The sequence below is a fragment of the Kitasatospora fiedleri genome (assembly GCF_948472415.1).
Taxonomy (GTDB): Bacteria; Actinomycetota; Actinomycetes; order Streptomycetales; family Streptomycetaceae; genus Kitasatospora; species Kitasatospora fiedleri.
Map to the genome: position 1 here is coordinate 3,085,773 of NZ_OX419519.1, position 20,092 is coordinate 3,105,864.

The 20,092-nt window shown below is 74.1% G+C and carries 22 protein-coding genes and 1 pseudogene; 8 read left to right on the plus strand and 15 right to left on the minus strand.

The genetic code is table 11. The features are described 5' to 3' along the window. Positions 1–8 precede the first annotated feature (8 nt). The 6 genes from QMQ26_RS14140 to QMQ26_RS14165 form a co-directional block, all read right to left on the minus strand. Positions 9–566: a 2'-5' RNA ligase family protein gene (locus tag QMQ26_RS14140; protein ID WP_100837911.1), complete on the minus strand. Its 558-nt coding sequence runs from the start codon at positions 564–566 to the stop codon at positions 9–11. After that, entirely contained in the window at positions 566–1,603 is a 1,038-nt protein-coding gene (gene trpS, locus QMQ26_RS14145) for a tryptophan--tRNA ligase (protein ID WP_111556281.1), read from the minus strand. Before trpS ends, QMQ26_RS14140 begins: the two co-directional genes overlap by 1 nt. A 29-nt stretch (positions 1,604–1,632) precedes the next feature. Beyond that, entirely contained in the window at positions 1,633–2,946 is a 1,314-nt protein-coding gene (locus tag QMQ26_RS14150) for a hemolysin family protein (protein ID WP_282205926.1), read from the minus strand. Positions 2,947–3,030: 84 nt separating this feature from the next. Continuing rightward, positions 3,031–4,023: a malate dehydrogenase gene (locus QMQ26_RS14155; RefSeq protein ID WP_282205927.1), complete on the minus strand. Its 993-nt coding sequence runs from the start codon at positions 4,021–4,023 to the stop codon at positions 3,031–3,033. A 199-nt stretch (positions 4,024–4,222) separates the two neighbouring features. Continuing rightward, positions 4,223–4,636 carry a DUF3017 domain-containing protein gene (locus QMQ26_RS14160; RefSeq protein ID WP_100837907.1) on the minus strand — a complete coding sequence of 138 codons (414 nt, stop codon included), beginning with the start codon at positions 4,634–4,636 and terminating at the stop codon, positions 4,223–4,225. Positions 4,637–4,641: 5 nt separating this feature from the next. After that, positions 4,642–5,496, minus strand: coding sequence for a bifunctional methylenetetrahydrofolate dehydrogenase/methenyltetrahydrofolate cyclohydrolase (locus QMQ26_RS14165; RefSeq protein ID WP_100837906.1), 855 nt, complete (start codon positions 5,494–5,496; stop codon positions 4,642–4,644). A gap of 336 nt (positions 5,497–5,832) precedes the next feature. Here QMQ26_RS14165 and QMQ26_RS14170 point away from each other — a divergent pair, with 336 nt between their 5' ends. Beyond that, on the plus strand, positions 5,833–6,324 hold the full coding sequence (locus QMQ26_RS14170) for a DUF2752 domain-containing protein (RefSeq protein ID WP_282205928.1): 492 nt from the start codon (positions 5,833–5,835) through the stop codon (positions 6,322–6,324). A 137-nt stretch (positions 6,325–6,461) separates the two neighbouring features. Beyond that, on the plus strand, positions 6,462–7,223 hold the full coding sequence (locus QMQ26_RS14175) for an RDD family protein (RefSeq protein ID WP_282205929.1): 762 nt from the start codon (positions 6,462–6,464) through the stop codon (positions 7,221–7,223). A gap of 71 nt (positions 7,224–7,294) precedes the next feature. On the opposite strand, the gene purH is transcribed toward QMQ26_RS14175, so the two are convergent. Continuing rightward, positions 7,295–8,902, minus strand: coding sequence for a bifunctional phosphoribosylaminoimidazolecarboxamide formyltransferase/IMP cyclohydrolase (gene purH / locus QMQ26_RS14180; protein ID WP_282205930.1), 1,608 nt, complete (start codon positions 8,900–8,902; stop codon positions 7,295–7,297). Continuing rightward, positions 8,899–9,558, minus strand: a complete 660-nt coding sequence (gene purN / locus QMQ26_RS14185) for a phosphoribosylglycinamide formyltransferase (RefSeq protein ID WP_233533699.1) — start codon at positions 9,556–9,558, stop codon at positions 8,899–8,901. The genes purH and purN overlap by 4 nt, the downstream gene beginning before the upstream one ends. A gap of 628 nt (positions 9,559–10,186) precedes the next feature. On the opposite strand from purN, the gene QMQ26_RS14190 reads away from it, so the two are divergent. Beyond that, positions 10,187–10,516: a hypothetical protein gene (locus tag QMQ26_RS14190; RefSeq protein ID WP_282205931.1), complete on the plus strand. Its 330-nt coding sequence runs from the start codon at positions 10,187–10,189 to the stop codon at positions 10,514–10,516. Between the two features lie 73 nt (positions 10,517–10,589). On the opposite strand, the gene QMQ26_RS14195 is transcribed toward QMQ26_RS14190, so the two are convergent. After that, positions 10,590–11,636 (minus strand): Scr1 family TA system antitoxin-like transcriptional regulator, encoded by a 1,047-nt coding sequence (locus tag QMQ26_RS14195; protein WP_282205932.1) that lies wholly within the window; start codon positions 11,634–11,636, stop codon positions 10,590–10,592. Between the two features lie 106 nt (positions 11,637–11,742). On the opposite strand from QMQ26_RS14195, the gene QMQ26_RS14200 reads away from it, so the two are divergent. Genes QMQ26_RS14200 through QMQ26_RS14210 form a run of 3 tightly spaced genes read left to right on the plus strand, consistent with a single transcriptional unit; the run spans position 11,743 to position 12,728 of the window. Continuing rightward, on the plus strand, positions 11,743–12,024 hold the full coding sequence (locus tag QMQ26_RS14200) for a hypothetical protein (RefSeq protein ID WP_282205933.1): 282 nt from the start codon (positions 11,743–11,745) through the stop codon (positions 12,022–12,024). 21 nt (positions 12,025–12,045) lie between these two features. Next, positions 12,046–12,393, plus strand: coding sequence for a hypothetical protein (locus QMQ26_RS14205; RefSeq protein WP_282205934.1), 348 nt, complete (start codon positions 12,046–12,048; stop codon positions 12,391–12,393). Continuing rightward, a complete protein-coding gene (locus QMQ26_RS14210; RefSeq protein WP_282205935.1) occupies positions 12,390–12,728 on the plus strand; it encodes a hypothetical protein in 339 nt (112 codons plus the stop codon). The genes QMQ26_RS14205 and QMQ26_RS14210 overlap by 4 nt, the downstream gene beginning before the upstream one ends. Here the strand turns inward: QMQ26_RS14210 and QMQ26_RS14215 are convergent. The 4 genes from QMQ26_RS14215 to QMQ26_RS14230 all read right to left on the minus strand — a co-directional run bounded on the left by QMQ26_RS14215 (position 12,688) and on the right by QMQ26_RS14230 (position 16,205). Continuing rightward, a complete protein-coding gene (locus tag QMQ26_RS14215) occupies positions 12,688–13,374 on the minus strand; it encodes a response regulator transcription factor (protein WP_282205936.1) in 687 nt (228 codons plus the stop codon). The two genes, QMQ26_RS14210 and QMQ26_RS14215, sit on opposite strands and share 41 nt — an antisense overlap. Continuing rightward, on the minus strand, positions 13,371–14,489 hold the full coding sequence (locus tag QMQ26_RS14220; protein ID WP_404814176.1) for a sensor histidine kinase: 1,119 nt from the start codon (positions 14,487–14,489) through the stop codon (positions 13,371–13,373). The genes QMQ26_RS14215 and QMQ26_RS14220 overlap by 4 nt, the downstream gene beginning before the upstream one ends. Positions 14,490–14,606: 117 nt before the next feature. Further along, positions 14,607–15,137: an EF-hand domain-containing protein gene (locus tag QMQ26_RS14225; protein ID WP_282205938.1), complete on the minus strand. Its 531-nt coding sequence runs from the start codon at positions 15,135–15,137 to the stop codon at positions 14,607–14,609. 261 nt (positions 15,138–15,398) lie between these two features. After that, entirely contained in the window at positions 15,399–16,205 is an 807-nt protein-coding gene (locus QMQ26_RS14230; RefSeq protein ID WP_318552276.1) for a class I SAM-dependent methyltransferase, read from the minus strand. A gap of 515 nt (positions 16,206–16,720) precedes the next feature. Here QMQ26_RS14230 and QMQ26_RS14235 point away from each other — a divergent pair. Both QMQ26_RS14235 and QMQ26_RS14240 read left to right on the plus strand, forming a co-directional pair. Beyond that, positions 16,721–17,632, plus strand: a complete 912-nt coding sequence (locus tag QMQ26_RS14235) for an ATP-binding cassette domain-containing protein (protein ID WP_282205939.1) — start codon at positions 16,721–16,723, stop codon at positions 17,630–17,632. Then, positions 17,629–18,369 (plus strand): ABC transporter permease, encoded by a 741-nt coding sequence (locus QMQ26_RS14240; protein WP_282205940.1) that lies wholly within the window; start codon positions 17,629–17,631, stop codon positions 18,367–18,369. Before QMQ26_RS14235 ends, QMQ26_RS14240 begins: the two co-directional genes overlap by 4 nt. A gap of 79 nt (positions 18,370–18,448) precedes the next feature. On the opposite strand, the gene QMQ26_RS14245 is transcribed toward QMQ26_RS14240, so the two are convergent. Together QMQ26_RS14245 and QMQ26_RS14250 are read right to left on the minus strand one after the other, a co-directional pair. Beyond that, positions 18,449–18,676 carry a hypothetical protein gene (locus tag QMQ26_RS14245; protein ID WP_282205941.1) on the minus strand — a complete coding sequence of 76 codons (228 nt, stop codon included), beginning with the start codon at positions 18,674–18,676 and terminating at the stop codon, positions 18,449–18,451. Between the two features lie 39 nt (positions 18,677–18,715). Beyond that, a pseudogene (locus tag QMQ26_RS14250) lies at positions 18,716–20,016 on the minus strand (cell division protein PerM). Positions 20,017–20,092: the final 76 nt, after the last annotated feature.

Below are 20,092 nucleotides of genomic sequence, written 5' to 3' on the forward strand. Positions count from 1 at the left end.
CCCGGCGGTCAGGCAGCGCCGAATCCGAATGCCAACCAGGGACGCCACACAGAATCCGCCCCGAACCGGGAGAGGACGAACTCACCGACCTCGAAGACCGCCCGGAAGCCCCGGGCGTCCTCGTAGGCGGTGTCCAGGACCGGTTCGGGGAGGCCGTGGGCGACGGTGACGTGCGGGTGGTAGGGGAAGGCCAGTTCGCGGGCGAGCGGGCCGGAGCGGACCTCGGCCTCCAGTTCGCGGCACTCCTGGGCGCCCTCCTCGACCCGGATGAACACCACCGGGGAGACCGGGCGGAAGGTGCCGCTGCCCTGGAGCAGCATCCGGAACGGGCGGCGCGCGGCGGCCACCGTCCGCAGGTGGTGTTCGATCGCGGGCAGCAGGGCGGTGCGGGTCTCGGTCGGCGGGAGCAGGGTGACGTGGGTCGGTATCGACCTGGCCTGCGGGTCGCCGTGGCCGGCCCGGGCGTCCTGCACCCGGCTGCCGTAGGGCTCCGGGACGTGTATGGACACGCCGATGGTGACGGCCTCGTCGAGGCCGGCACCGTCGGGGGCGGCAGCCGTCGGCATCAGCGCTTGGGCGCCAGGAAGCCGACCCGGTCGTAGACCTCGGCGAGCGTCTCGGCGGCCACCGCGCGGGCCTTCTCGGCGCCCAGCGCCAGCACCCGGTCCAGCTCGGCCGGGTCGTCCAGGTACTGCTGGGTGCGGGCCTGGAACGGGGTGACCCACTCGGTGAACAGCTCGGCCAGCTCGGTCTTCAGGGCGCCGTACATCTTGCCCTCGAAGTGCGCGACCAGTTCGTCGACCGACCGCCCGCTGAGCGCGGAGTGGATGCGCAGCAGGTTGGAGACGCCGGGCTTGGCGGCCTCGTCGTACGTGACGACGGTGTCGGTGTCGGTGACGGCGCTCTTGAACTTCTTGGCGCTGGTCCTCGCCGGGTCGAGCAGGTTGACCAGGCCCTTGTCGGTGGCCGCGGACTTGCTCATCTTCGCGGCCGGGTCCTGGAGGTCCTGGATCTTCGCGGTGGCCTTGAGGATGTACGGCTCGGGCACCGTGAAGGTCCGGCCGTAGCGGGTGTTGAAGCGGTCCGCGAGGTCCCGGGTGAGCTCCAGGTGCTGGCGCTGGTCCTCGCCGACCGGCACCGCGTCGGCCTGGTAGAGCAGCACGTCGGCGACCATCAGCACCGGGTAGGTGAACAGGCCGACCGTGGTGCGGTCGCTGCCCTGCTTGGCCGACTTGTCCTTGAACTGGGTCATCCGGGAGGCCTCGCCGAAGCCGGTGAGGCAGTTCATCACCCAGGCGAGCTGGGCGTGCTCGGGCACCTGGGACTGCACGAACAGGGTGCAGCGCTCCGGGTCGAGGCCGGCGCCGAGGAGCTGCGCGGCGGAGATCCGGGTGTTCTGCCGCAGCACCGCCGGGTCCTGCTCGACGGTGATGGCGTGCAGGTCGACCACCATGTAGAAGGCGTCGTTGGCCTCCTGGAGGTCGACCCACTGGCGCACCGCGCCGAGGTAGTTGCCCAGGTGGAAGGAGCCCGAGGTGGGCTGGATGCCGGAGAGCACCCGGGGACGGTCCTTCACGGGACCGGTGACCGCTGCGTTGACCATGCGGCCATTGTTCCAGTTCCCCGGGCCGGTCAGGAAACCTCCGGGGCCGCCGGTTCGGCCGGTGTGACGGTGCTCACCCGCAGCCGCTCGATCCGCCGCCCGTCCAGCCGGGCGACGGTCAGCCGGGCCCCGGTGTCGGTGACCACCTGGTCGCCCTTGCGGGGCAGCCGGCCCAGTTCGCGCACCACGAAGCCGGCGACCGTCTCGTACGGGCCCTCGGGCAGGGTCAGGCCGGTCTCCTGGGTGAAGTCGGAGAGGTTGAGCAGCCCGTCGATCTCGACGCCGCCGCCGGCCAGCCGGCGGGTCGCGGTGGTGTCCTGGGCATCGTACTCGTCGCGGATCTCGCCGATCACCTCCTCGACCAGGTCCTCCAGGGTGACGATGCCCGCGGTGCCGCCGTACTCGTCGACCACGATCGCCAGGTGGTGGCCCTCGCGGCGCATCTCGCCCATCGCCTCCAGCACCCGCTTGGTGGCCGGCAGCAGTTTGACCGGGCGGGCCAGCTCGCGCACCCGGACGGCCTGCTCGCCGCGCGCGCCGTACAGGTCGCGGACGTGCACGAAGCCGGTCACCGCGTCGTAGGAGCCCTCGACCACCGGGTAGCGGGAGTGCGGGGCGGAGTCGGTCTCGGCCCGGACCTCGCCGACCGGCCGGTCGCCGTCCAGGAAGGTCACCTCGGTGCGCGGCACCATCACCTCGCGCAGCTGGCGCTCCCCCGCCGCGAACACCTCGTTGATCAACGCGCGTTCGTCCGAGCCGAGTTCGGTGTTGGCGGCGACCAGGCCGCGCAGTTCCTCGGGGCTCATCACGCCGCGTCCGGCGCTCGGGTCGCCGCCCAGCAGGCGGACCATCAGGTTGGTCGAGTGGCCGAGCAGCCAGATCGCCGGCCGCAGCACCACCGACATCACGTCGACCACCGGCGCGGCCAGCAGCGCGATCGACTCGGCCCGTTGCAGGCCGATCCGCTTGGGCGTCAACTCGCCCAGCACCAGCGAGGCGTACGAGATGACCAGGGTCAGGCCGACCAGCGCGACCGCGTCCGCGACGCCCTCCGACAGCCCGGCCCGGACGAACACCGGCGCCAGCTTCCCGGCCAGCGTGTCCGCGCCGAACGCCGCCGACAGGAAGCCCATGCAGGTCACCCCGACCTGCACCGCCGCCAGGAACCGGTTCGGGTCGGCCGCCAGGTGCGCGGCCCGCCCGGCCCGCCGCGTCCCCACCGCCTCCAGGGCGCGGATCTGCCCCTCGCGCAGCGAGATCAGCGCGATCTCGGCGACGTTGAACAGCCCGCCCAACATGATGAACACCAGGACGAGCGCGGCGTCCTGCAGGGTTTCGCTCACGGGGCGAGTGTAGGGCGGCCGGCCCCAGGGGAACGGCCGGGCACCCCGTGGGTGCCCGGCCGTTCAGCCGTGGTGGGGCGGCGCTCAGATGAGGCCGAGCTCCTGGACGGCGTCGCGCTCCTCGGCGAGCTCGCCGACCGAGGCGTCGATCCGCTTGCGGTCGAACTCGGAGAGGTCCAGGCCCTGGACGATCTCGAACGTGCCGTTCGAGGTGGTGACCGGGAAGGAGGAGATCAGGCCCTCCGGCACGCCGTAGGAGCCGTCGGAGACGATGCCCATCGAGGTCCAGTCGCCGGCCGGGGTGCCATTGACCCAGGTGTGGACGTGGTCGATGGCGGCGTTCGCGGCCGAGGCGGCCGAGGAGGCGCCGCGGACCTCGATGATCTCGGCGCCGCGCTTGGCGACCTTCGGGATGAAGAAGTTCTCGACCCACTCCTGGTCGGCGCCGACGGCGTCGAAGGCGGCCTTGCCGGAGATCTCGGCGTGGAACAGGTCCGGGTACTGGGTGGCCGAGTGGTTGCCCCAGATGGTGACCTTCTTGACGTCCTCGACGGTGACGCCGGCCTTCTTCGCCAGCTGGGCGACGGCGCGGTTGTGGTCCAGGCGGGTCATCGCGGTGAAGCGCTCGGCCGGGACGTCCGGGGCGTTGCGCTGGGCGATCAGGGCGTTGGTGTTGGCCGGGTTGCCGACCACCAGGACCTTGATGTCGTCCGCGGCGTTGTCGTTGATGGCCTTGCCCTGCGGGCCGAAGATGCCGCCGTTGGCCGAGAGCAGGTCGCCGCGCTCCATGCCCGCGGTGCGCGGACGGGCGCCGACCAGCAGGGCGATGTTGGCGCCGTCGAACGCGACGTTCGCCTGGTCGGTGATGGTGATGTCGCGCAGCAGCGGGAAGGCGCAGTCGTCCAGCTCCATGGCGACGCCCTCCGCCGCCTTCACGCCCTGCGGGATCTCCAGCAGCCGCAGGTTCACCGGGACGTCGGCACCCAGCAGGTGACCGGAGGCGATGCGGAAGAGCAGCGCGTAGCCGATCTGGCCGGCGGCTCCGGTGACGGTGACGTTGACGGGGGTGCGAGTCATTTCAGCCTTCTCCTGCGATCGCCAGGTGCCCCAGGCACACCGGCGCGCTGGGGCCGAGGATGATCTCTCGATATCGAGAGACCTGGGCAAGGCTATCGCAAGGCCGCTGACGGCACCGACCGGGGCGCGGTGTCGGCCGGTGCGCCGGTGCGGGACCGGGGCCGCCGGACCGCTCCGCGCCCCCGGTCCCGCGCGGCGGTCACCGCAGCGGGTGCCCGATCAGCCGTCCGATGTTCTCCAGCACCGGCACCCGCAGCCACGGGTCGGGCTGGGCGACCAGCGTGAGCAGGACGATCGCGCCGCCGAACAGGAACATCAGGGTGACGTCGGTGAACCGGCTGCGGACGGCGAGCATGCCGACGTCGGGGAGCCCGAGCCGGAGCAGCGCGCCGAGCAGCGGCGCCGCGCCGACCAGGAGCAGTCCGAGCCGGAAGTGGCCGGCCCAGGTGGTGAGCAGGCCGAGGGCCGCCACGGCGAGCAGCAGCGTGATCGGCCACTGCCGCAGCGGGAGGGTGTGGCGGCGGTCGAGCGCGGTCGCGGAGCCCTCCGGGGGCAGGGTGCCCTCGGTGGTGACGGGGGGACGGCGGCGGCCTCGCCGCGTGGCGCCGGGCACCGGTGTCAGACGCCGGCGCGGCGCTCGGCCGCCTCGACGATGTTGTTGAGGAGCATGGCGCGGGTCATCGGGCCGACGCCGCCGGGGTTGGGGGAGATCCAGCCGGCCACCTCGGCGGCACCGGGGTGCACGTCGCCGACGATCTTGCCCTCGCTGCGGGAGACGCCGACGTCGAGGATCGCGGCGCCGGGCTTGACGTCCTCGGGCTTGACCAGGTGCGGGACGCCGGCCGCGGCGACGATGACGTCGGCGTTCCTGAGGTGCGCGGCGAGGTCGCGGGTGCCGGTGTGGCAGAGCGTCACGGTGGCGTTCTCGCTGCGGCGGGTGAGCAGCAGGCCGATGGAGCGGCCGACGGTGATGCCGCGGCCGACCACGACGACCTCGGCGCCGTCGAGGGCCACGCCGTGGCGGCGGAGCAGTTCGACGATGCCGAGCGGGGTGCAGGGCAGCGGGCCGTCGATGCCGAGGACGAGGCGGCCGAGCGAGGTCGGGTGCAGGCCGTCGGCGTCCTTGTCGGGGTCCATGAGTTCGAGCACGCGGTTCTGGTCCAGGCCCTTGGGGAGCGGCAGTTGGACGATGTAGCCGGTGCAGGTCGGGTCGGCGTTGAGCTCTCGGACGACGTTCTCGACGTCCTCCTGGGTGGCGGTGGCGGGCAGTTCGCGCTGGATGGAGGCGATGCCGATCTCCGCGCAGTCCCGGTGCTTGCCGTTGACGTACCACCGGCTGCCCGGGTCGTCGCCGACCAGGACGGTGCCGAGGCCGGGGACGATGCCCCGCTCCTTGAGGGCCGCCACGCGGACGGCGAGTTCGGACTTGATCGCGGCCGCGGTGGCCTTGCCATCGAGAATCTGGGCAGTCATGCCCCCATTCTCGCGGATCGGCGGCGGCGGGCGTGCCGCCGGACCGGCGGTGCCCGCGCCCGCCACCGAGCGTCCCCGCGGCGGCCACGGAGCGTACCGGCCCCGTTGCGGTTGTGCCACGGTCCGGTCCGGGTTCCGGCTGGTGGCTGGACAGCGCGGCGCGGTACGGACGACGATGGCCGGGCATGCCTGCCGCGTCGGGTCCCGGTGACGGGCCGTCGCCGGCGGGGGACGAGAAGTCGGGGGAAGAACGACAGTGAGCGAACCGTACTTGCCGGGGCCGTGCGGCGTCCGCGGCACGGCTGCCGCCCTGCCCGTTCGCGCCCCCGTGCGGCCGTGAGCGCCCCCGGGGCGCCGGCCCCGGTCCACCCGGTGCCGCCCGGCCCGGCCCCGTACGGCCCGGCCCCGGCCGCGCCGACTCCGGGCGCCCCGGCCCCGCGCCGCCGGGCGGCCGGTACCGGCACGGGCGCGGCGCTGCGGGTGCTGCTGCGGGCGGCGGCGGTCGCCGGGGCGGCGGTCGCGGTGGCCGTGGCGCACGACGCGCACGACCCGGGGGTGCTGTGCCCGCTGCGCCTGCTGACCGGCGTGCCGTGCCCGCTGTGCGGCAGCACCACGGTGTTCGTCGAGGCGGGCCACGGCCGTTGGGGCGCCGCGCTGCTGGCGAACCCGGTGACGGCGCTGGCCGCCGTGCTGCTGGTGGCCTGGCCGCTGGGCCCGGGCCGGTGGTGGCGCGGGTTGTCGTACGCGGGCCGCAACCTGCTGCTGGCCGGCGCCCTGTTACCGGCCTGGGCCTGGGAGTTGGTCCGGCTCGGCCCGTTCCGGCTCTGAACGGACGGGCCGTCGATGCCAGTTGCCCGGTGTCCTGTCCGAACGCTCCGCTACGCTGCCCGGCGGTCGGTGTCCCTGCCCGCCCGTCCCCCGGTTTTCCCTGTTCCGTCCACACCCCTTCCTGCCCGGAGGCACCGTTGAGTTACCCGCCCGACCCGAACAACCCGTACGGCCAGCAGCCCCCGCCGCCGCCCGGCTACGGCTACCCGCAGGCGCCGCAGGCCCCGCAGCAGCAGCCCGGCTACGGCTACCCGCAGGGGCAGCCGCAGCAGCCGTACGGCTACCCGCAGCAGGTCCCGCCGCAGGCGAGCTACGGCTACCCGCCGCAGCCCGGCACGATCCAGGCCAACAACGGCTACATCAACATCGCGAACCTGGGCACGGTGAAGCTCGCCACCATGGGCCAGCGCTTCCTGGCCCGCCTGCTGGACGGCCTGGTCACCGGTGTGATCGTCAGCATCGCGATGTTCGCGGGCGTGGCCGGGATGGTCGGCCTGGCCGACAAGACCACCAAGGACTGCTCCGGCTACGAGTACCCCAGCACCGACTGGACCGACTGCGTGAACAGCAACTCGCAGGCCGGCACCAACGTCGTCGTGGCGATGTTCGGCCTGATCGCCGTCATCGCCGTGTTCGGCCTGCTGTACGAGTGGCTGCTGGTCGGCCTGGCGGGCGCCACCATCGGCAAGATGGCGCTGGGCCTGCGGGTGGTCCGGGAGAACGACGGCCAGCACCCCGGCGTGGGCGGCGGCTTCATCCGCTTCATCATCCCGATGGTGGGCGCCCTGGTCTGCTACATCGGCGCGCTGCTGGTCTTCCTGTCGCCGTTCTTCGACAACTCCGGGAAGCTGCAGGGCTGGCACGACCGTGCGGCCGGCACCCTGGTGATCAAGAAGTAACCGCACCGCGCGAAGCCCGAGGGCCCCGTACTCCGAGTCCGGAGTACGGGGCCCTCGGCGTCAGCCGCGGCTCAGTGGAAGAAGTGCCGGGTGCCGGTGAGGTACATGGTCACGCCGGCCTTCTCGGCGGCGGCGACCACCTCCTCGTCGCGGATCGAACCGCCGGGCTGCACCACGGCCTTGACGCCCGCGGCGAGCAGGATCTCCAGGCCGTCGGCGAACGGGAAGAACGCGTCGGAGGCGGCGTACGCGCCCGCGGCCCGCTCGCCGGCCCGCTCGACGGCGAGCTTGCAGGAGTCGACCCGGTTGACCTGGCCCATGCCGACGCCGACCGAGGCGCCGTCCTTGGCGAGCAGGATCGCGTTGGACTTGACGGCCCGGCAGGCCCGCCAGGCGAAGGACAGCTCGGCCAGCTCCTCGGCGGACAGCGCCTCGCCGGTGGCCAGCGTCCAGGTCGCCGGGTCGTCGCCGGCCGCGTCGACCCGGTCGACCTGCTGGAGCAGCAGGCCGCCGGAGATCCGGCGGGACTCCAGGGCGTCGGCGGGGGCGTCGGGGGCGCGCAGCACCCGGAGGTTCTTCTTCTTGGTCAGCACCTCCAGGGCGCCGTCCTCGTAGCCGGGCGCGACGACGACCTCGGTGAAGATCGGGGCGATCTGCTCGGCCAGCTCGACCGAGACCGGGCGGTTGACGGCGATCACGCCGCCGTACGCGGAGACCGGGTCGCAGGCGTGCGCCTTGCGGTGCGCCTCGGCGACGTCCGCGCCGGTGCCGATGCCGCACGGGTTGGCGTGCTTGATGATGGCGACGGCCGGGCCCTGGTGGTCGTACGCGGCGCGGCGGGCCGCGTCGGTGTCCACGTAGTTGTTGTAGGACATCGCCTTGCCGTGCAGCTGCTCGGCGCCCGCGAGGCCGCCGCCCGCGGCGGAGCCGCCGATGGACGACGTGTCGGTGTAGAGCGCGGCCTGCTGGTGCGGGTTCTCGCCGTAGCGCAGGACGTCGCCCAGCTCCCAGGTGCTGCCGAGGAAGGCCGGGAACGCGGCCTCGGACTCGGTGTAGCCCGACTCCTCGAACCAGCCCGCCACGGCGACGTCGTACGCGGCGGTGTGCGCGAACGCGGCGGCGGCCAGGCGCTTGCGGGTCAGCAGGTCGAAGCCGCCCCCCTGCACGGCGGTCAGCACGTCCGGGTAGCGGGCCGGGTCGACCACGACGGCCACCGAGGGGTGGTTCTTCGCGGCGGCGCGGACCATGGACGGGCCGCCGATGTCGATCTGCTCGACGCACTCGTCGGGGGTGGCGCCGGAGGCGACGGTGGCGGTGAACGGGTACAGGTTCACCACGACCAGGTCGAACGGCTCGACGCCCAGCTCGGCGAGCTGCGCGCGGTGCGACTCCAGGCGCAGGTCGGCCAGCACGCCGGCGTGCACCCGCGGGTGCAGGGTCTTGACCCGGCCGTCCAGGCACTCGGGGAAGCCGGTCAGCTCGGAGACCTCGGTGACCGGGACGCTCGCGGCGGCGATCCGCCCGGCGGTGGAGCCGGTGGAGACGATGGCGACCCCGGCGGCGTGCAGGCCCCGGGCCAGCTCCTCCAGCCCGGTCTTGTCGTAGACGCTGATCAGCGCGCGCCGGATCGGGCGCACGTTCTCGGAGACGGGCGTGGGGGCGGAGGAAGCGGCGCTCATGCCGGAATCCATACCTTTCGGTCCTCGATGCGGTGTCCTTCGCGGGCCAGCCGGCCCACGACCTCGACGAGCAGCTTGCGCTCGACAGTCTTGATGCGCTCGTGCAGCGCCTCGCCGCCGTCGGCGTGGTCGGCGTCCTCGACCTCCACCACGCCCTGGGCGATGATCGGCCCGGTGTCCACCCCGGCGTCCACCAAGTGCACGGTGCAGCCGGTGACCTTGACCCCGTACGCCAGCGCGTCGGGGACGCCGTGCGCGCCCGGGAAGGCGGGCAGCAGCGCGGGGTGGGTGTTGACGGTGCGCCCGGCGAAGGCGGCGACGAACGCGGGGCCGAGGATCTTCATGAACCCGGCGGTGACCACCAGGTCGGGGGCGTACGAGGCGACGGCGGCGGTCAGCGCGGCGTCCCAGGCGGCCCGGTCGGCGTGGTCCTTGATCCGCTCGGTGAAGACCGGGATGCCGGCCCTCCCGGCCCGCTCGGTGCCCGCGATGCCGTCCCGGTCGGCGCCCACCGCGACGATCTCGGCGCCGTACGCGGGGTCGGCGGCGGCGTCGATCAGCGCCTGGAGGTTGGTGCCGGAGCCGGAGACCAGCACCACCAGCCGGGCCGGTCCGGGGGTACGGGGCGGGAACACTTGGGCGTCAGCGGCAGCCACGGCGCGATTCTCCGTACGTGTCGGGTGCCGCCCGCTGGTACGTCCACCCTCGGTGGGGCCACTACGGGCGGCGGCAGGTCGGGAGCCGGCGGCGGACCACCGGGGGCCGCGGCGCTGCGGGTGCCCGAGGAACCTTGGGAAGCTGCCGACCGTCACCACGATAACGGCTGGTGGGAGGCCACCTGTCACCGCCCGGCAACGCTACGCGCGTAGTTGAGACGGGGATCTCCCACCCGCCCGGACCCCGACCCGGCAGGGTGCCGTACGGCCGGGAACCGGCTGGGGGATCATTGACCGACCGCCCACTCCCCCACCGACGGGCGGCCACCCGACGAGCAGAAACGGCCGACACCATGAGCAGCGGCGAGGACAGCGGCGAGCGCAACCCCTTCGCGCCCCTCCGCCCGGCGCGCCCGACCAGCCCTGGCGTCCCCGCACCCCGCGGCCGCCCGCGTCCGGGCAGCAACCCGACGGACGGCCCGACGAGGACCGCCCCCAGCCCCCGCCGTGGGGCCAACGCCCCGACCCCGGCCAGCAGCAGCCCGCCCCGCCGAAGCTCGACCCGGCCGACCCCACGCACCGCGCCGCCCGCAACGCGCTGCTGTCGGGCTTCGCCGCGCTGCTCACCGTGCTGTTCGGCCTGTACTGGGTGGGCTTCCCGCTCTCCCTGCTGGCCGTCTGGTACGCCGTCACCGTCCTGCGCACCCCCGCCGAACCGGTCAGCGACCCGTTCGCCCCGCGCCCGGTCCGCCCGCAGGTCCCCGCCGCGCTCGGCGCCCTGCTCACCGGCGGCCTCGCCCTGCTGGTCTCGCTGGGCGCGTTCACCATCCAGTTCACCTACCACGACTACCTGGACTGCCGGGCCGACTCCGCCACCCAGGAGGCCGCGCGCAGCTGCGCCCAGGAGTACGACGTCCCGACCTGGCTGAGCAACCTGTCCGAAGTCTCCGACCAGTAGCCCCGACCCGCCCCGCCCCGCACACAGCAGAGCCCCCGACACCACGCCGAGGGCTCACCTGTCTGCCGACCGCTCAGACCGCGCCGAAGACGCCGCGACCGGCCGCCCCGGCGAAGGCGCCCCAGGCGGTGGCGGGGAGAGTGAGGTACGAACCGTCACGGTCCTTGCTGTCACGGACCAGCACCACGCCGTGGGACTGCGCGTAGGCCGTGCTGATCTCGACGCACGCACCGCCACCGCCCGAGTAACTGGACTTGAACCAACTGACTTTGGCCGGGTCAACAGGGAGCATGGTGCAGAGATCCTTCCGAGCCTTGCTGATCAACACGCGGGAGTCAGCCGGGGAAAGTGCTTCAACCTGTAGGCGATGATACTCGTCCACCCAACCCAGCACGGTTTCGCTTTCGCGTTCGACATAGCCCCGCTGATGCGTCTCGGTGTAGCCCGTCAATGAACCATCGGCCATCGTCAGCAAAATGGTCATATGCATGAAAGGGCGCCGTGCCCCGCTGGTGAACGGCATGACCTGGAGAACGACGTTGGGGCGCAGGGACAACTCCTCCAACCAAGCGAGTTGTCGTGCCGACACTCCGGGAGATCCGACCACCGTACGGATACAGCTCTCGTCGAGCACCATGTGCAACTCCGGCGGGTCCGGCAGGTGCAGAGGAGCCTGCCGACCGAGCAGCACGCCGACTCGCTCTGCGGCTTGCTCGGGCGTCACCGACCCTCGTTCCACATAACCGGCCTCAAGCGCTCGCGCGAACTCCTCGGTCTGCGCGATGCCCGGCGGAATTCCGATCTCCCATACTCGAATGCGGCGGGCTGCGGCCTCAAGGCCCACGTACTCCGGAAACCCACCGTGAAAAGCGGTGTGGCCGAGCATCCACCACGCGCCCTCCAGCGCCCCCGCCGCTCCCAGTGCCCGGTCCACCGCGCGGACGAACTCAACGGGCGGGCGGCGCTTTCCGTTCTCGATCAGTGAGACGTAGGCGCCCGTGTAGCCGACCAGCGCCCCCAGGCCCTCCTGGGTGAGCCGTTCTCGTCGTCGCCGTTCACGGAGTTGCCAGCCGAACGCCGCCAGGGGCGATGACGACGGGTCAAGTTCGTTGATCCGCACTGGCGTTCCCCCAGTTCAACTCAGTCAAGTGTTGATTAGAAACACTTCCGATCGTAGCCACCGCTGCCGATGCTGGTGACGGAACGGCGAATGATCGGAGCACAGAGTGAGCGAACACAGCGAACCCCGAGGGCCCGAGACGTGGTCGCTCGCCGAGTTGCTGCCGCCGGACGCCGCCCCCGCCCCACCGGTCGAGCCCTACCGCCCTTCTTCGGTCGGGGAGTTGGTGCTGGACCGGAAGTCCGGGGAGGTCGTCCGCTACATGGGCGAGTGGTGCGGCCTCCTGTGGGTGCGGCCGATCGGCGGCGGGACGGAGGTGCCCGTCCACCCGGACGGTCTCGGTCCCGTTCCGGCCGGGGATTCCTTGCTCGGGCCGACCGGGCCCTGACTCGAAGGGAGAGGAATGGCCTTGCCACGACAAGCCGACCCGTCGGACGTGGGCGGACCGCCCGCCACCTCCGACGCGCGGCCCGCACCGGCGGGCGGCAGCGCCGAGCGGGCGCGCTGGATCGGCGGCGCGCTGCACCGGCTGACCGGACGTCAACCGCTGGTCCGGCGCACCGGCGACGGGGGCTTCCGGATCACCACCCGGATCACCGATCCCCCCGACTCGGCCCTGGTGGCGGAGGTCCTCGGGGTGCTCGGCGCGGGCGACCGGTTCGGGCACAGCAAGAACGAGCGGTGGGAGCACCTGTGGGCCGAGGTAGACCCGCAGCCACAGCCACAGTCACAAGCACAGGCGGGGGAGGCGGGATGATGCACCCGGTGGAGTACTACCCGGACGGTCACCCCGGGCTGGACTGGCACGCGGTCAGCGACGACCTGGACGGGGTGGTGCTGGCGGAGTCCCCCCGCGGGGTGGCCCTGGCCCGGGCCACCGACCGGCGCAGGGTGCTGTTCTTCAGCCCCGACGAGTGGGCCGATCTGCGCCACGCCATCAAGCAGGGCCGCTGCGACCACCTGCTCGGGGACCGCCTGCTGTGCGCCGACCCGACGCCGCTGCCGCTACCGCTGCCGCCCGATCCGCCGGCCTCCCGGTGCCCCGGGCCGGTCAGTTCCGGCCGGTCGGCTCCTCCTCCGTCGCCGGAGTGACGAAGCCCGACTCGTAGGCGGCGATCACCGCCTGGGTACGGTCCCGGGCGCCGAGCTTGCCGAGCACGCCGCTGACGTGCGTCTTGACGGTCTGCACGCCTAGGTGCAGCCGCGCGCCGATCTCGGCGTTGGACAGGCCGCGGGCCATCAGCCGCAGCACCTCGCCCTCGCGTCCGGTCAGCCCGGCCCGGGCCACCGCGCCGCCGTCCGCGCCCTCCCGTCCGGCCCGGGCGGCGGCGAGCCGCCGGATCGACGCCGGGAACAGCAGCGACTCCCCCGCCGCGACCAGGCGCACCGCCTGCACCACCTCGGCCGGGCGGGAGCGTTTGAGCAGGAAGCCGTCGGCACCCGCGCGCAGCGCCTCGTACACGTAGTCGTCGGCCTCGAAGGTGGTCACCACCAGGATCTTCGGCGGGCGGTCGGCGCCGCGCAGGATGGCCCGGGTCGCGGCCAGGCCGTCCAGGCCGGGCATCCGCACGTCCATCAGCACCACGTCCGGGCGCAGGGTGCGGACCAGGGCGAACGCCTCGGCGCCGTCGGCGGCCTCGCCGACCACCTCCAGGTCCGGTTGGGCGTCCAGGACGGCGCGCAGGCCGAGCCGGATCAGCTCCTCGTCGTCGACCAGCAGCACCTTGATCACCGTCACCGGCCCAACCGTAGCGGCAGCCGCACCCGCAGCAGCCAGCCCGCCCGGTCCGGGTCGGCCTGGTCGGCCTGGTCGGCCTCCGCAGGGTCGGTGCCCTCCGGTCCGGCCTCGCACTCGCCGCCGAGCAGCACCGCCCGTTCCCGCACCCCGCGCAGGCCCTTGCCGCCGCCCCGGCGCGAACTGCCCTTCCCGGTCAGGGCGTTGCGGCAGGACAGTTCCAGCACCCCGCCCGCCACCGCGCCGCGCACCCGGATCGGCGCGCCCGGGGCGTGCCGCAGCGCGTTGGTGACGCCCTCCTGGACGATCCGGTACGCCTCCCGGGACAGCACCCCGGGCAACTCGGCCGCCCGGAGGTCGAGTTCGGCGTCGACGGGGCTGCCGGCCGCCCGGGCGGCGGCGAACAGCTCGGGGACGCGGTCCAGGCCCGGCTGTTCGGCGACCACCGCGTCCGGGGTCTCGCGCAGCAGCACCAGCATCCGCTCCAGGTCGTCCAGCGCCCGCCGCCCGGTGGTCTCGATCGCCTCCAACGCCCGTTCCCGGAACGCCGGATCGGCCACCTCGCGGGCAGCGCCCGCCTGCACCACCGTCACCGTCAGCGCGTGCCCGATCGAGTCGTGCAGTTCCCGGGCCAGCCGGTTGCGCTCCAGCAGCCGCTCCGCCCGGGCCTCGGCCGCCGCCAGCCGCTCCGCCCCCGACGGGCCCAGCAGCCTTACCGCGAACGCGAGTTGCAGCCGTCCGGCGAACACCACCAGCCAGAGCAGGGCGAACCCCGCCGGCAGCGCCAGCAGCGGCTCGCGCGCCGCCACCCGGACCGCCGCCACCGTCACCGCCCCGACCGCCGCCCCCAGCCCCACCCGGGCCACCAGCCAGAGCGCCGTCCGCCCCCGGTCCGCCCATCCCGCCGACGGCGCGACCCCGATCTCCTCCTCCCGCGCGGGCCCCAGCAGCAGCCGCGCCTGCACCCCCTCCCCGCGCCGCATCCCCGGCACCAGCGCGGCCAGGCACAGCAGCGGCACGTCCAGCGCCACTCCCCACAGCACCGCCCGCCCGGTCGACACCCCCTCCGTCCCCGGGTACACCAGCAGCACCACCCCGGCGAACACCGCCCCGATCATCAGGTGCAGCCAACGGGTGTAGGTCACGGAGCGCAGCAGCGGAGCGAACACCGGGCCATCCTGCCCCGCCGCGCCCGCCCGACCCCTCGGCGGGGCCGGGCGGAGCGGGGCGGCAGGTCAGGCCGGGACGGCGACCAGGTGGTCCCCGGGGATGCCGGCCAGACTCGGGGTGTAGTAGTCGCGGATGCCGTCGGCCCAGGCGGTCACGGTGATCCGGTCCGCGACGTCCGGGCCGAACGCCTCGAACAGCGAGTGGATGTTCGGCAGTTCGAAGCCCCAGGCGGTCATCAGGTCGACGAAGCGGGACCGCTCGATCAGGCCGTCGCCGTCCGGGTCGCCGAGCCCGGCGAGCGCCTCGGCGAAGTCGTGCGCGGTCGCGCCGAACAGCTCGGGGGAGAGCACGGACGCCTCGAACTCCTCGGGGCTGATCACGCCGTCCCCGTTGGCGTCCAGCCCGTCCTCCAGCACCTTCCACCAGCGGCGCATGCTGGCGGTCAGCGCCTCCCTGGCCTCCGGCCGCGAGTCGGTGGCGACGGCCAGGACCCGTTCGGTGAGCAGCTCGAAGTCCTGGGGGTCGAGGACTCCGTTCCCGTTCGCGTCGAACAGCTTGAAGATCAGCGCAGCACGCCGGATGGCTTCGTCCCGCATGGTTCTCTCCTTCACAGGGGATCGGGCCGGGGAATTCCCCGGCCCGGTCGGCATTCCGGGAATGGCTTCTCCCGAGTTCGGAACCGATTCTCGGTCCGGTCCGTCCGGAATCCGGCCGGATCGCCGGTTTTCCATGCGCAGGAGTGAAATCGTGGGATGAGCGGAAAATGGGGCGGCATCCTCCCCGGCGGCCCCGGCGGCTTCTCCGGCGGCCCCGGCGGATTCCCCGGCGGGACGGGACGCGGGCGGTGGTCCGGCCCGCTACGGGGCGGCCGGGGCGCGGCCCCAGCAGGTGGCCATGGCGAAGAACAGCTCCCGGGCCGACGGGTCCGCCAGGTGCCGGAGCGCCTCCCGGTGGACGTCCGCGGGCAGCCCGGCCGCCAGCAGCCGGTCCCGGCTCTGCCCCAGCGACAGGGTCAGGAAGCGGGTGAACCCGGAGTGGTGGCCGGCCAGCGGCGCGTGCAGGCGCAGGCCGACGTCCCGCAGGCCGAGCTCCGCCAGCATTCGGGGGTACTGCGCGGCGCAGTGCCGGTCGCTGCCGATCGTCTCGGCGAGCATCCGCCAGTAGGCGGCGACCGTGCGCCGGTACGCCTCGTGCGGCGAGGTCTCGCCGCCGACCGCGAGGGAGTCGGAGACCACCAGCAGTCCGCCGGGCTTGAGCCAGGAGGCCAGGCGGCGCAGTACCTCCTTCCGGTCCCTGAGGTGCATCAGCAGGAACCGGGCGTGCACGAGGTCGAACCGGCCCGGGTCGAAGGCCGGATCGCTCAGGTCGGCCCGGACGACCCGCACCCCGGCATCCGCGAGGTGGTCGAGGAAGCGGGTGTCGCGGTCGACGGCCGTGACCTGCCGGGCGGACCCGGCGACGGACGCCAGCCAGCCGCTCAGGGTGCCCGCGCCCGCTCCGGCGTCCAGGCAGGTCCACCGGGCGTCGAGCCCCAGCGCGAGCAGGTCCTGCCGACTGGCCGGGTCGAAGGCGTCGGCCAGCCCTTCCAGCCGTTCGCGCTCGTCGCTGCGGGAGGCCGCGAAGAGGTCGTCCCCGTAGCGTTCGGCGTCGCGCGTGGTCGTGATGGCGGGCTCCCTTCAGAGGGGCCGCGGATTCCGGCGCGGCCCCCGGGAGGTCCTCCCGGGCATTCCGGCGGGACCGGCGGCCGTGCGTCGGTGGCGGATCGGTGGCGGATCGGTCGCGAGTCGGTCGCGATTCGGCCGGAAGCAGGCTGCGGGTCAGCCGGGAACCAGCCGCGGGTCGGCCGTCGAAAGCGTTGCCGTTTCGGTTTTCGATGGAGCTGTCCGGGCGCGGAAACTGCCGGAACGCCTTTCCCGACGCCGCACGGACCGCATTCCACGAAGAGCGCGGACCGGCCCGCCCGGCGGAATCGTATCGGCGGAAATCCGCCCGGAGCGGAAACGTTTCCTCCTTTCACCCGAACGAGACCCTTTCGCGCACGCGTCCGAAACGCCCCGGGCGCCGCGGTCCCCGGCGGTGCCCTCCCCCGCGGGAGGGAGGACGACCACTCGCGGGCGGGATTCGGTGGCCCCGGGCCGGGCGGTTGACTCGGACCAGCAGCCGGACGAAGGGAGTTGCCGTGATCGAGATCCGCGACCTGACCAAGGCGTACGACGGGCGGCGGGTGGTCGACGGCCTCGCGTTCCGGGTCGAGCCGGGGCGGGTGACCGGGTTCCTGGGGCCGAACGGGGCGGGCAAGTCGACCACGCTGCGAATGGTGCTGGGGCTGGACCGGCCGACCGCCGGGGCCGCGCTGGTGGACGGACGGCCGTACGCCGCGCTGGAGCGTCCGCTGTGCCGGGTGGGGGCGCTGCTGGACGCGCAGGCTCTGCACCCGGGCCGCACCGCCGCCGGGCACCTGCGGTGGATCGCCGCCTCGCACGCGCTGCCGGCCCGGCGGGTCGGCGAGGTGCTGGCCCTGGTGGGCCTGGCCGAGGTCGCCGACCGCCGCATCCGGACCTTCTCGCTGGGCATGCGCCAGCGCCTGGGCGTCGCGGCGGCCCTGCTCGGCGACCCGGCGGCGCTGCTGCTGGACGAGCCGGTGAACGGCCTCGACGCGGAGGGCGTCCGGTGGATTCGGGAGCTGCTGCGCCGGCTCGCGGGCGAGGGCCGGGCAGTGCTGGTCTCCTCGCACCTGATGGCCGAGATGGCGGTGACCGCAGACCACCTGGTGGTGATCGGCCGGGGTCGGCTGCTCGCGGACACCTCCACCGCCGGGTTCCTGGAGCGCCACGGCCGCCGCCGGGTCCGGGTCCGGGCCGTCGACCCGGCCGCCCTGGCCGCGCTGCTGGCCGCCACCCACCCGGACGCGGTGCCGGTGCCCGGCGGCGGGGCGTTCGACGTCCCCGACGCCGACCCCGGGCGGCTGGGCGCGCTGGCCGCCGAGCACCGGGTGGCCCTGATCGAACTGACCGCCACCCACGACTCCCTGGAGGAGGCTTTCCTGCGGATGACCGCGGACGCCGTCGAGTACCGGGCGGTGACGGCATGAGCACCCGCACGTACCCGCTGCGCGCCGAATGGGCGAAGTTCGCCACCCTGCGCTCGCTGTGGGCGGCCCCGCTCCTCGCGGTGGCGCTCGGCACCGGGATCACCGCGGCCGTCCAGGCCGCGTACGGGCACTCCGACGGCTCGCTGCGGGACGACCCGATGGAGGGCCTGTACTACGGGCTGAACTTCGGCCAGGTCGCGGTCGCCTGCCTGGGCGTCCTGCTGATCGGCCAGGAGTACGCCTCCGGGACGCTCTCCACCTCGCTCGCCGCCGTCCCGGACCGACTGCGGCTCTACCGCGCCAAGCTGCTGCTCGGCACCGGCCTGGGCCTGGCCGTCGGCCTGGCCACCGTCGGCGGACAACTGGCCGCCACCGCCGCCACCGTGGGCCTGGACCTCTCCGTCCCCGGCACCGCCCGGGCCCTCGCCGCAGGGGTGCTCTACCACCCGCTGCTGCTCGTCCTGTGCCTGGCCCTCACCACCGTGCTGCGCAACCAGACCGCGGCCCTCGGCCTGCTCACCCCCGCGGTCTTCCTCGGCACCACCGCCCTGGCCGCCGTCCCGGGCCTCCGCGACGCCGCCCGGTTCCTCCCCGACCGAGCCGGCCAGTACGCCCTCCGCCTCGCCGACACCCCCGGCGTCCCCTACGGCCACACCACCGGCCTGCTCCTGATGGCCGCCTGGACCGCCGCAGCGGCCCTGGGCGGGCTGCGCACCCTGCGGCGCAAGGACGCGTGAGCGGGCGGGCGGGCAAGCAGACGAGCGTCCGGGCAGGTGTGCCGCCTCGTCGTGCGGACGGCAGCGGTCGCCCGTCCGTTCACGCCGCCAGGCGGCACGCGCCGAGCCACCAGCGCCACAGCAGCGCTCCCGGAAGGGTGACGGCGGGCAGCCAGCCGGTCCGGGCGAAGGCGAACTGCCACGCCACCGGGCCGAGTTCGAACATTCGATCGGGGCCGAGCGCGCCGCCGCCGAGGTGGGCGGCAAGCAGGCGAGCAGGCGAGCTAGCGAGCGATCGGGCCCAGCGGGCGAGCAGGCACGCAGGCAAGCCCTCTCGTCGTGCGGACGGCAGCGGTCGCCCGTCCGTTCACGCCGCCAGGCGGCACACCAGGCGGTACGCGCCGACCCGGGCCCGGACTACCGGCCCCACGCCGTCGCCGCCGTCGCCGCCACGGTCGCGGTCGCGGGCGAGCCACCAGCGCCACAGCAGCGCTCCCGGGAGGGTGACGGCGAGCAGCCAGCCGGTCTGGGCGAGGGCGAACTGCCAGGGCACCGGGCCGAGTTCGGACATCCGGCCGGGGCCGAGCGCGCCGCCGCCGAGGTGGGCGGCGAGCAGGCCGGGCGGGGTGGCGGCGAGGGCGGTCGCGGTGGCGGCGGTCGCGGTCTGGGTGAGGGTCCAGCGAGTGGCGGCGCGGCCGAGCAGCAGGGCGGCGGTGGTCGCGGCGGCGAGGGGGGCGAGGCCGACGAGCAGGTGCCAGTCGGGGCCGCGGTCGGTGGGGAGCAGGGTGAGCAGCGGGAAGTCGGGGTGGGGCCGAGCCGGGTGCCGAACGGTCCGGCGTGACTGCCGGTGCCGACCGCGAACCCGACCCCGAGGGCGTAACTCGCGCACCAGATCAGCCCGTTGGGGACCAGCAGCAGGCAGGCCAGCAGCAGGCCGAGCCAGTCGGCCGCCCCGCCGCCGAGCCGCTGCGCGTCCGGTCCGGCGGAGCCGAGCAGGACGGCGACGGCGAACAGGACCCCGCCCCCGGCGGTGAGCGCGAGCAGCCAGCCGGCCAACGCCCGTCCGACGGCCGCCCCGGCGCCGTCCGGCCAGAGCGCGGGCGGCAGCGGGAGCCGGGGCAGCGCGGCAGGTCGGCCCAACCCGGACCACAGGCCGTGGCCGAGCGCGGCGGCGGCGAGCAGGGCGACGGCGGCGAGGTCGGCGACCGCCCGGGAGCGCAGCAGGGCCTGCGGGTCGGCGCACTGGGCGACGGCGAAGGCCGCGACCAGCAGGTACCCGGCGTACACCGCGAGCGGGGAGCGCCAGCGGGCCCATCCGCGCCCCCGGGTGCGCCGGGCCTGGCGGCGTCCGGCCCGGGAGAGCAGCACCGCGGTGACGACGGTGAGCAGCAGCGGTGCGACGGTCACCGGGACGGCCCGGGGGCCGCGGCCGAGGGGCGCGCCGTGGCCGAGCAGCCAGAGTCCGCACGCGGCCCGGCCCGCGTCCTGCGCCGTGTCGTCGCCGTACGGGGCCAGCACCCACAGCCCGAACACCGGGACGGCGACCACGGAGAGGGTGAGCAGCGCGGTGCGGATGCCGGTGAGCAGGTCGGTGAGGGTGGAGCGGCTGTTCAAGTCGCTCGGCAGGCCCAGGATCGGACGGCCCATCAGCTGCGTCATGGCCCTCATGCTGCCAAGACCACCCGTTGAGGGGTGTCAACGAGCGAACCTTCGCCGTGTCCCGGATTATCAGTACATGTGCCTT

Excerpts from the sequence above, each read along its gene's own strand:
- QMQ26_RS14140 (WP_100837911.1), bottom strand. The coding sequence starts at position 566 with ATGCCGACGGCTGCCGCCCCCGACGGTGCCGGCCTCGACGAGGCCGTC.
- trpS (WP_111556281.1), bottom strand. The coding sequence starts at position 1,603 with ATGGTCAACGCAGCGGTCACCGGTCCCGTGAAGGACCGTCCCCGGGTG.
- QMQ26_RS14155 (WP_282205927.1), bottom strand. The coding sequence starts at position 4,023 with ATGACTCGCACCCCCGTCAACGTCACCGTCACCGGAGCCGCCGGCCAG.
- QMQ26_RS14165 (WP_100837906.1), bottom strand. The coding sequence starts at position 5,496 with ATGACTGCCCAGATTCTCGATGGCAAGGCCACCGCGGCCGCGATCAAG.
- purH (WP_282205930.1), bottom strand. The coding sequence starts at position 8,902 with ATGAGCGCCGCTTCCTCCGCCCCCACGCCCGTCTCCGAGAACGTGCGC.
- QMQ26_RS14210 (WP_282205935.1), top strand. The coding sequence starts at position 12,390 with ATGATGCACCCGGTGGAGTACTACCCGGACGGTCACCCCGGGCTGGAC.
- QMQ26_RS14220 (WP_404814176.1), bottom strand. The coding sequence starts at position 14,489 with ATGATCGGGGCGGTGTTCGCCGGGGTGGTGCTGCTGGTGTACCCGGGG.
- QMQ26_RS14225 (WP_282205938.1), bottom strand. The coding sequence starts at position 15,137 with ATGCGGGACGAAGCCATCCGGCGTGCTGCGCTGATCTTCAAGCTGTTC.
- QMQ26_RS14240 (WP_282205940.1), top strand. The coding sequence starts at position 17,629 with ATGAGCACCCGCACGTACCCGCTGCGCGCCGAATGGGCGAAGTTCGCC.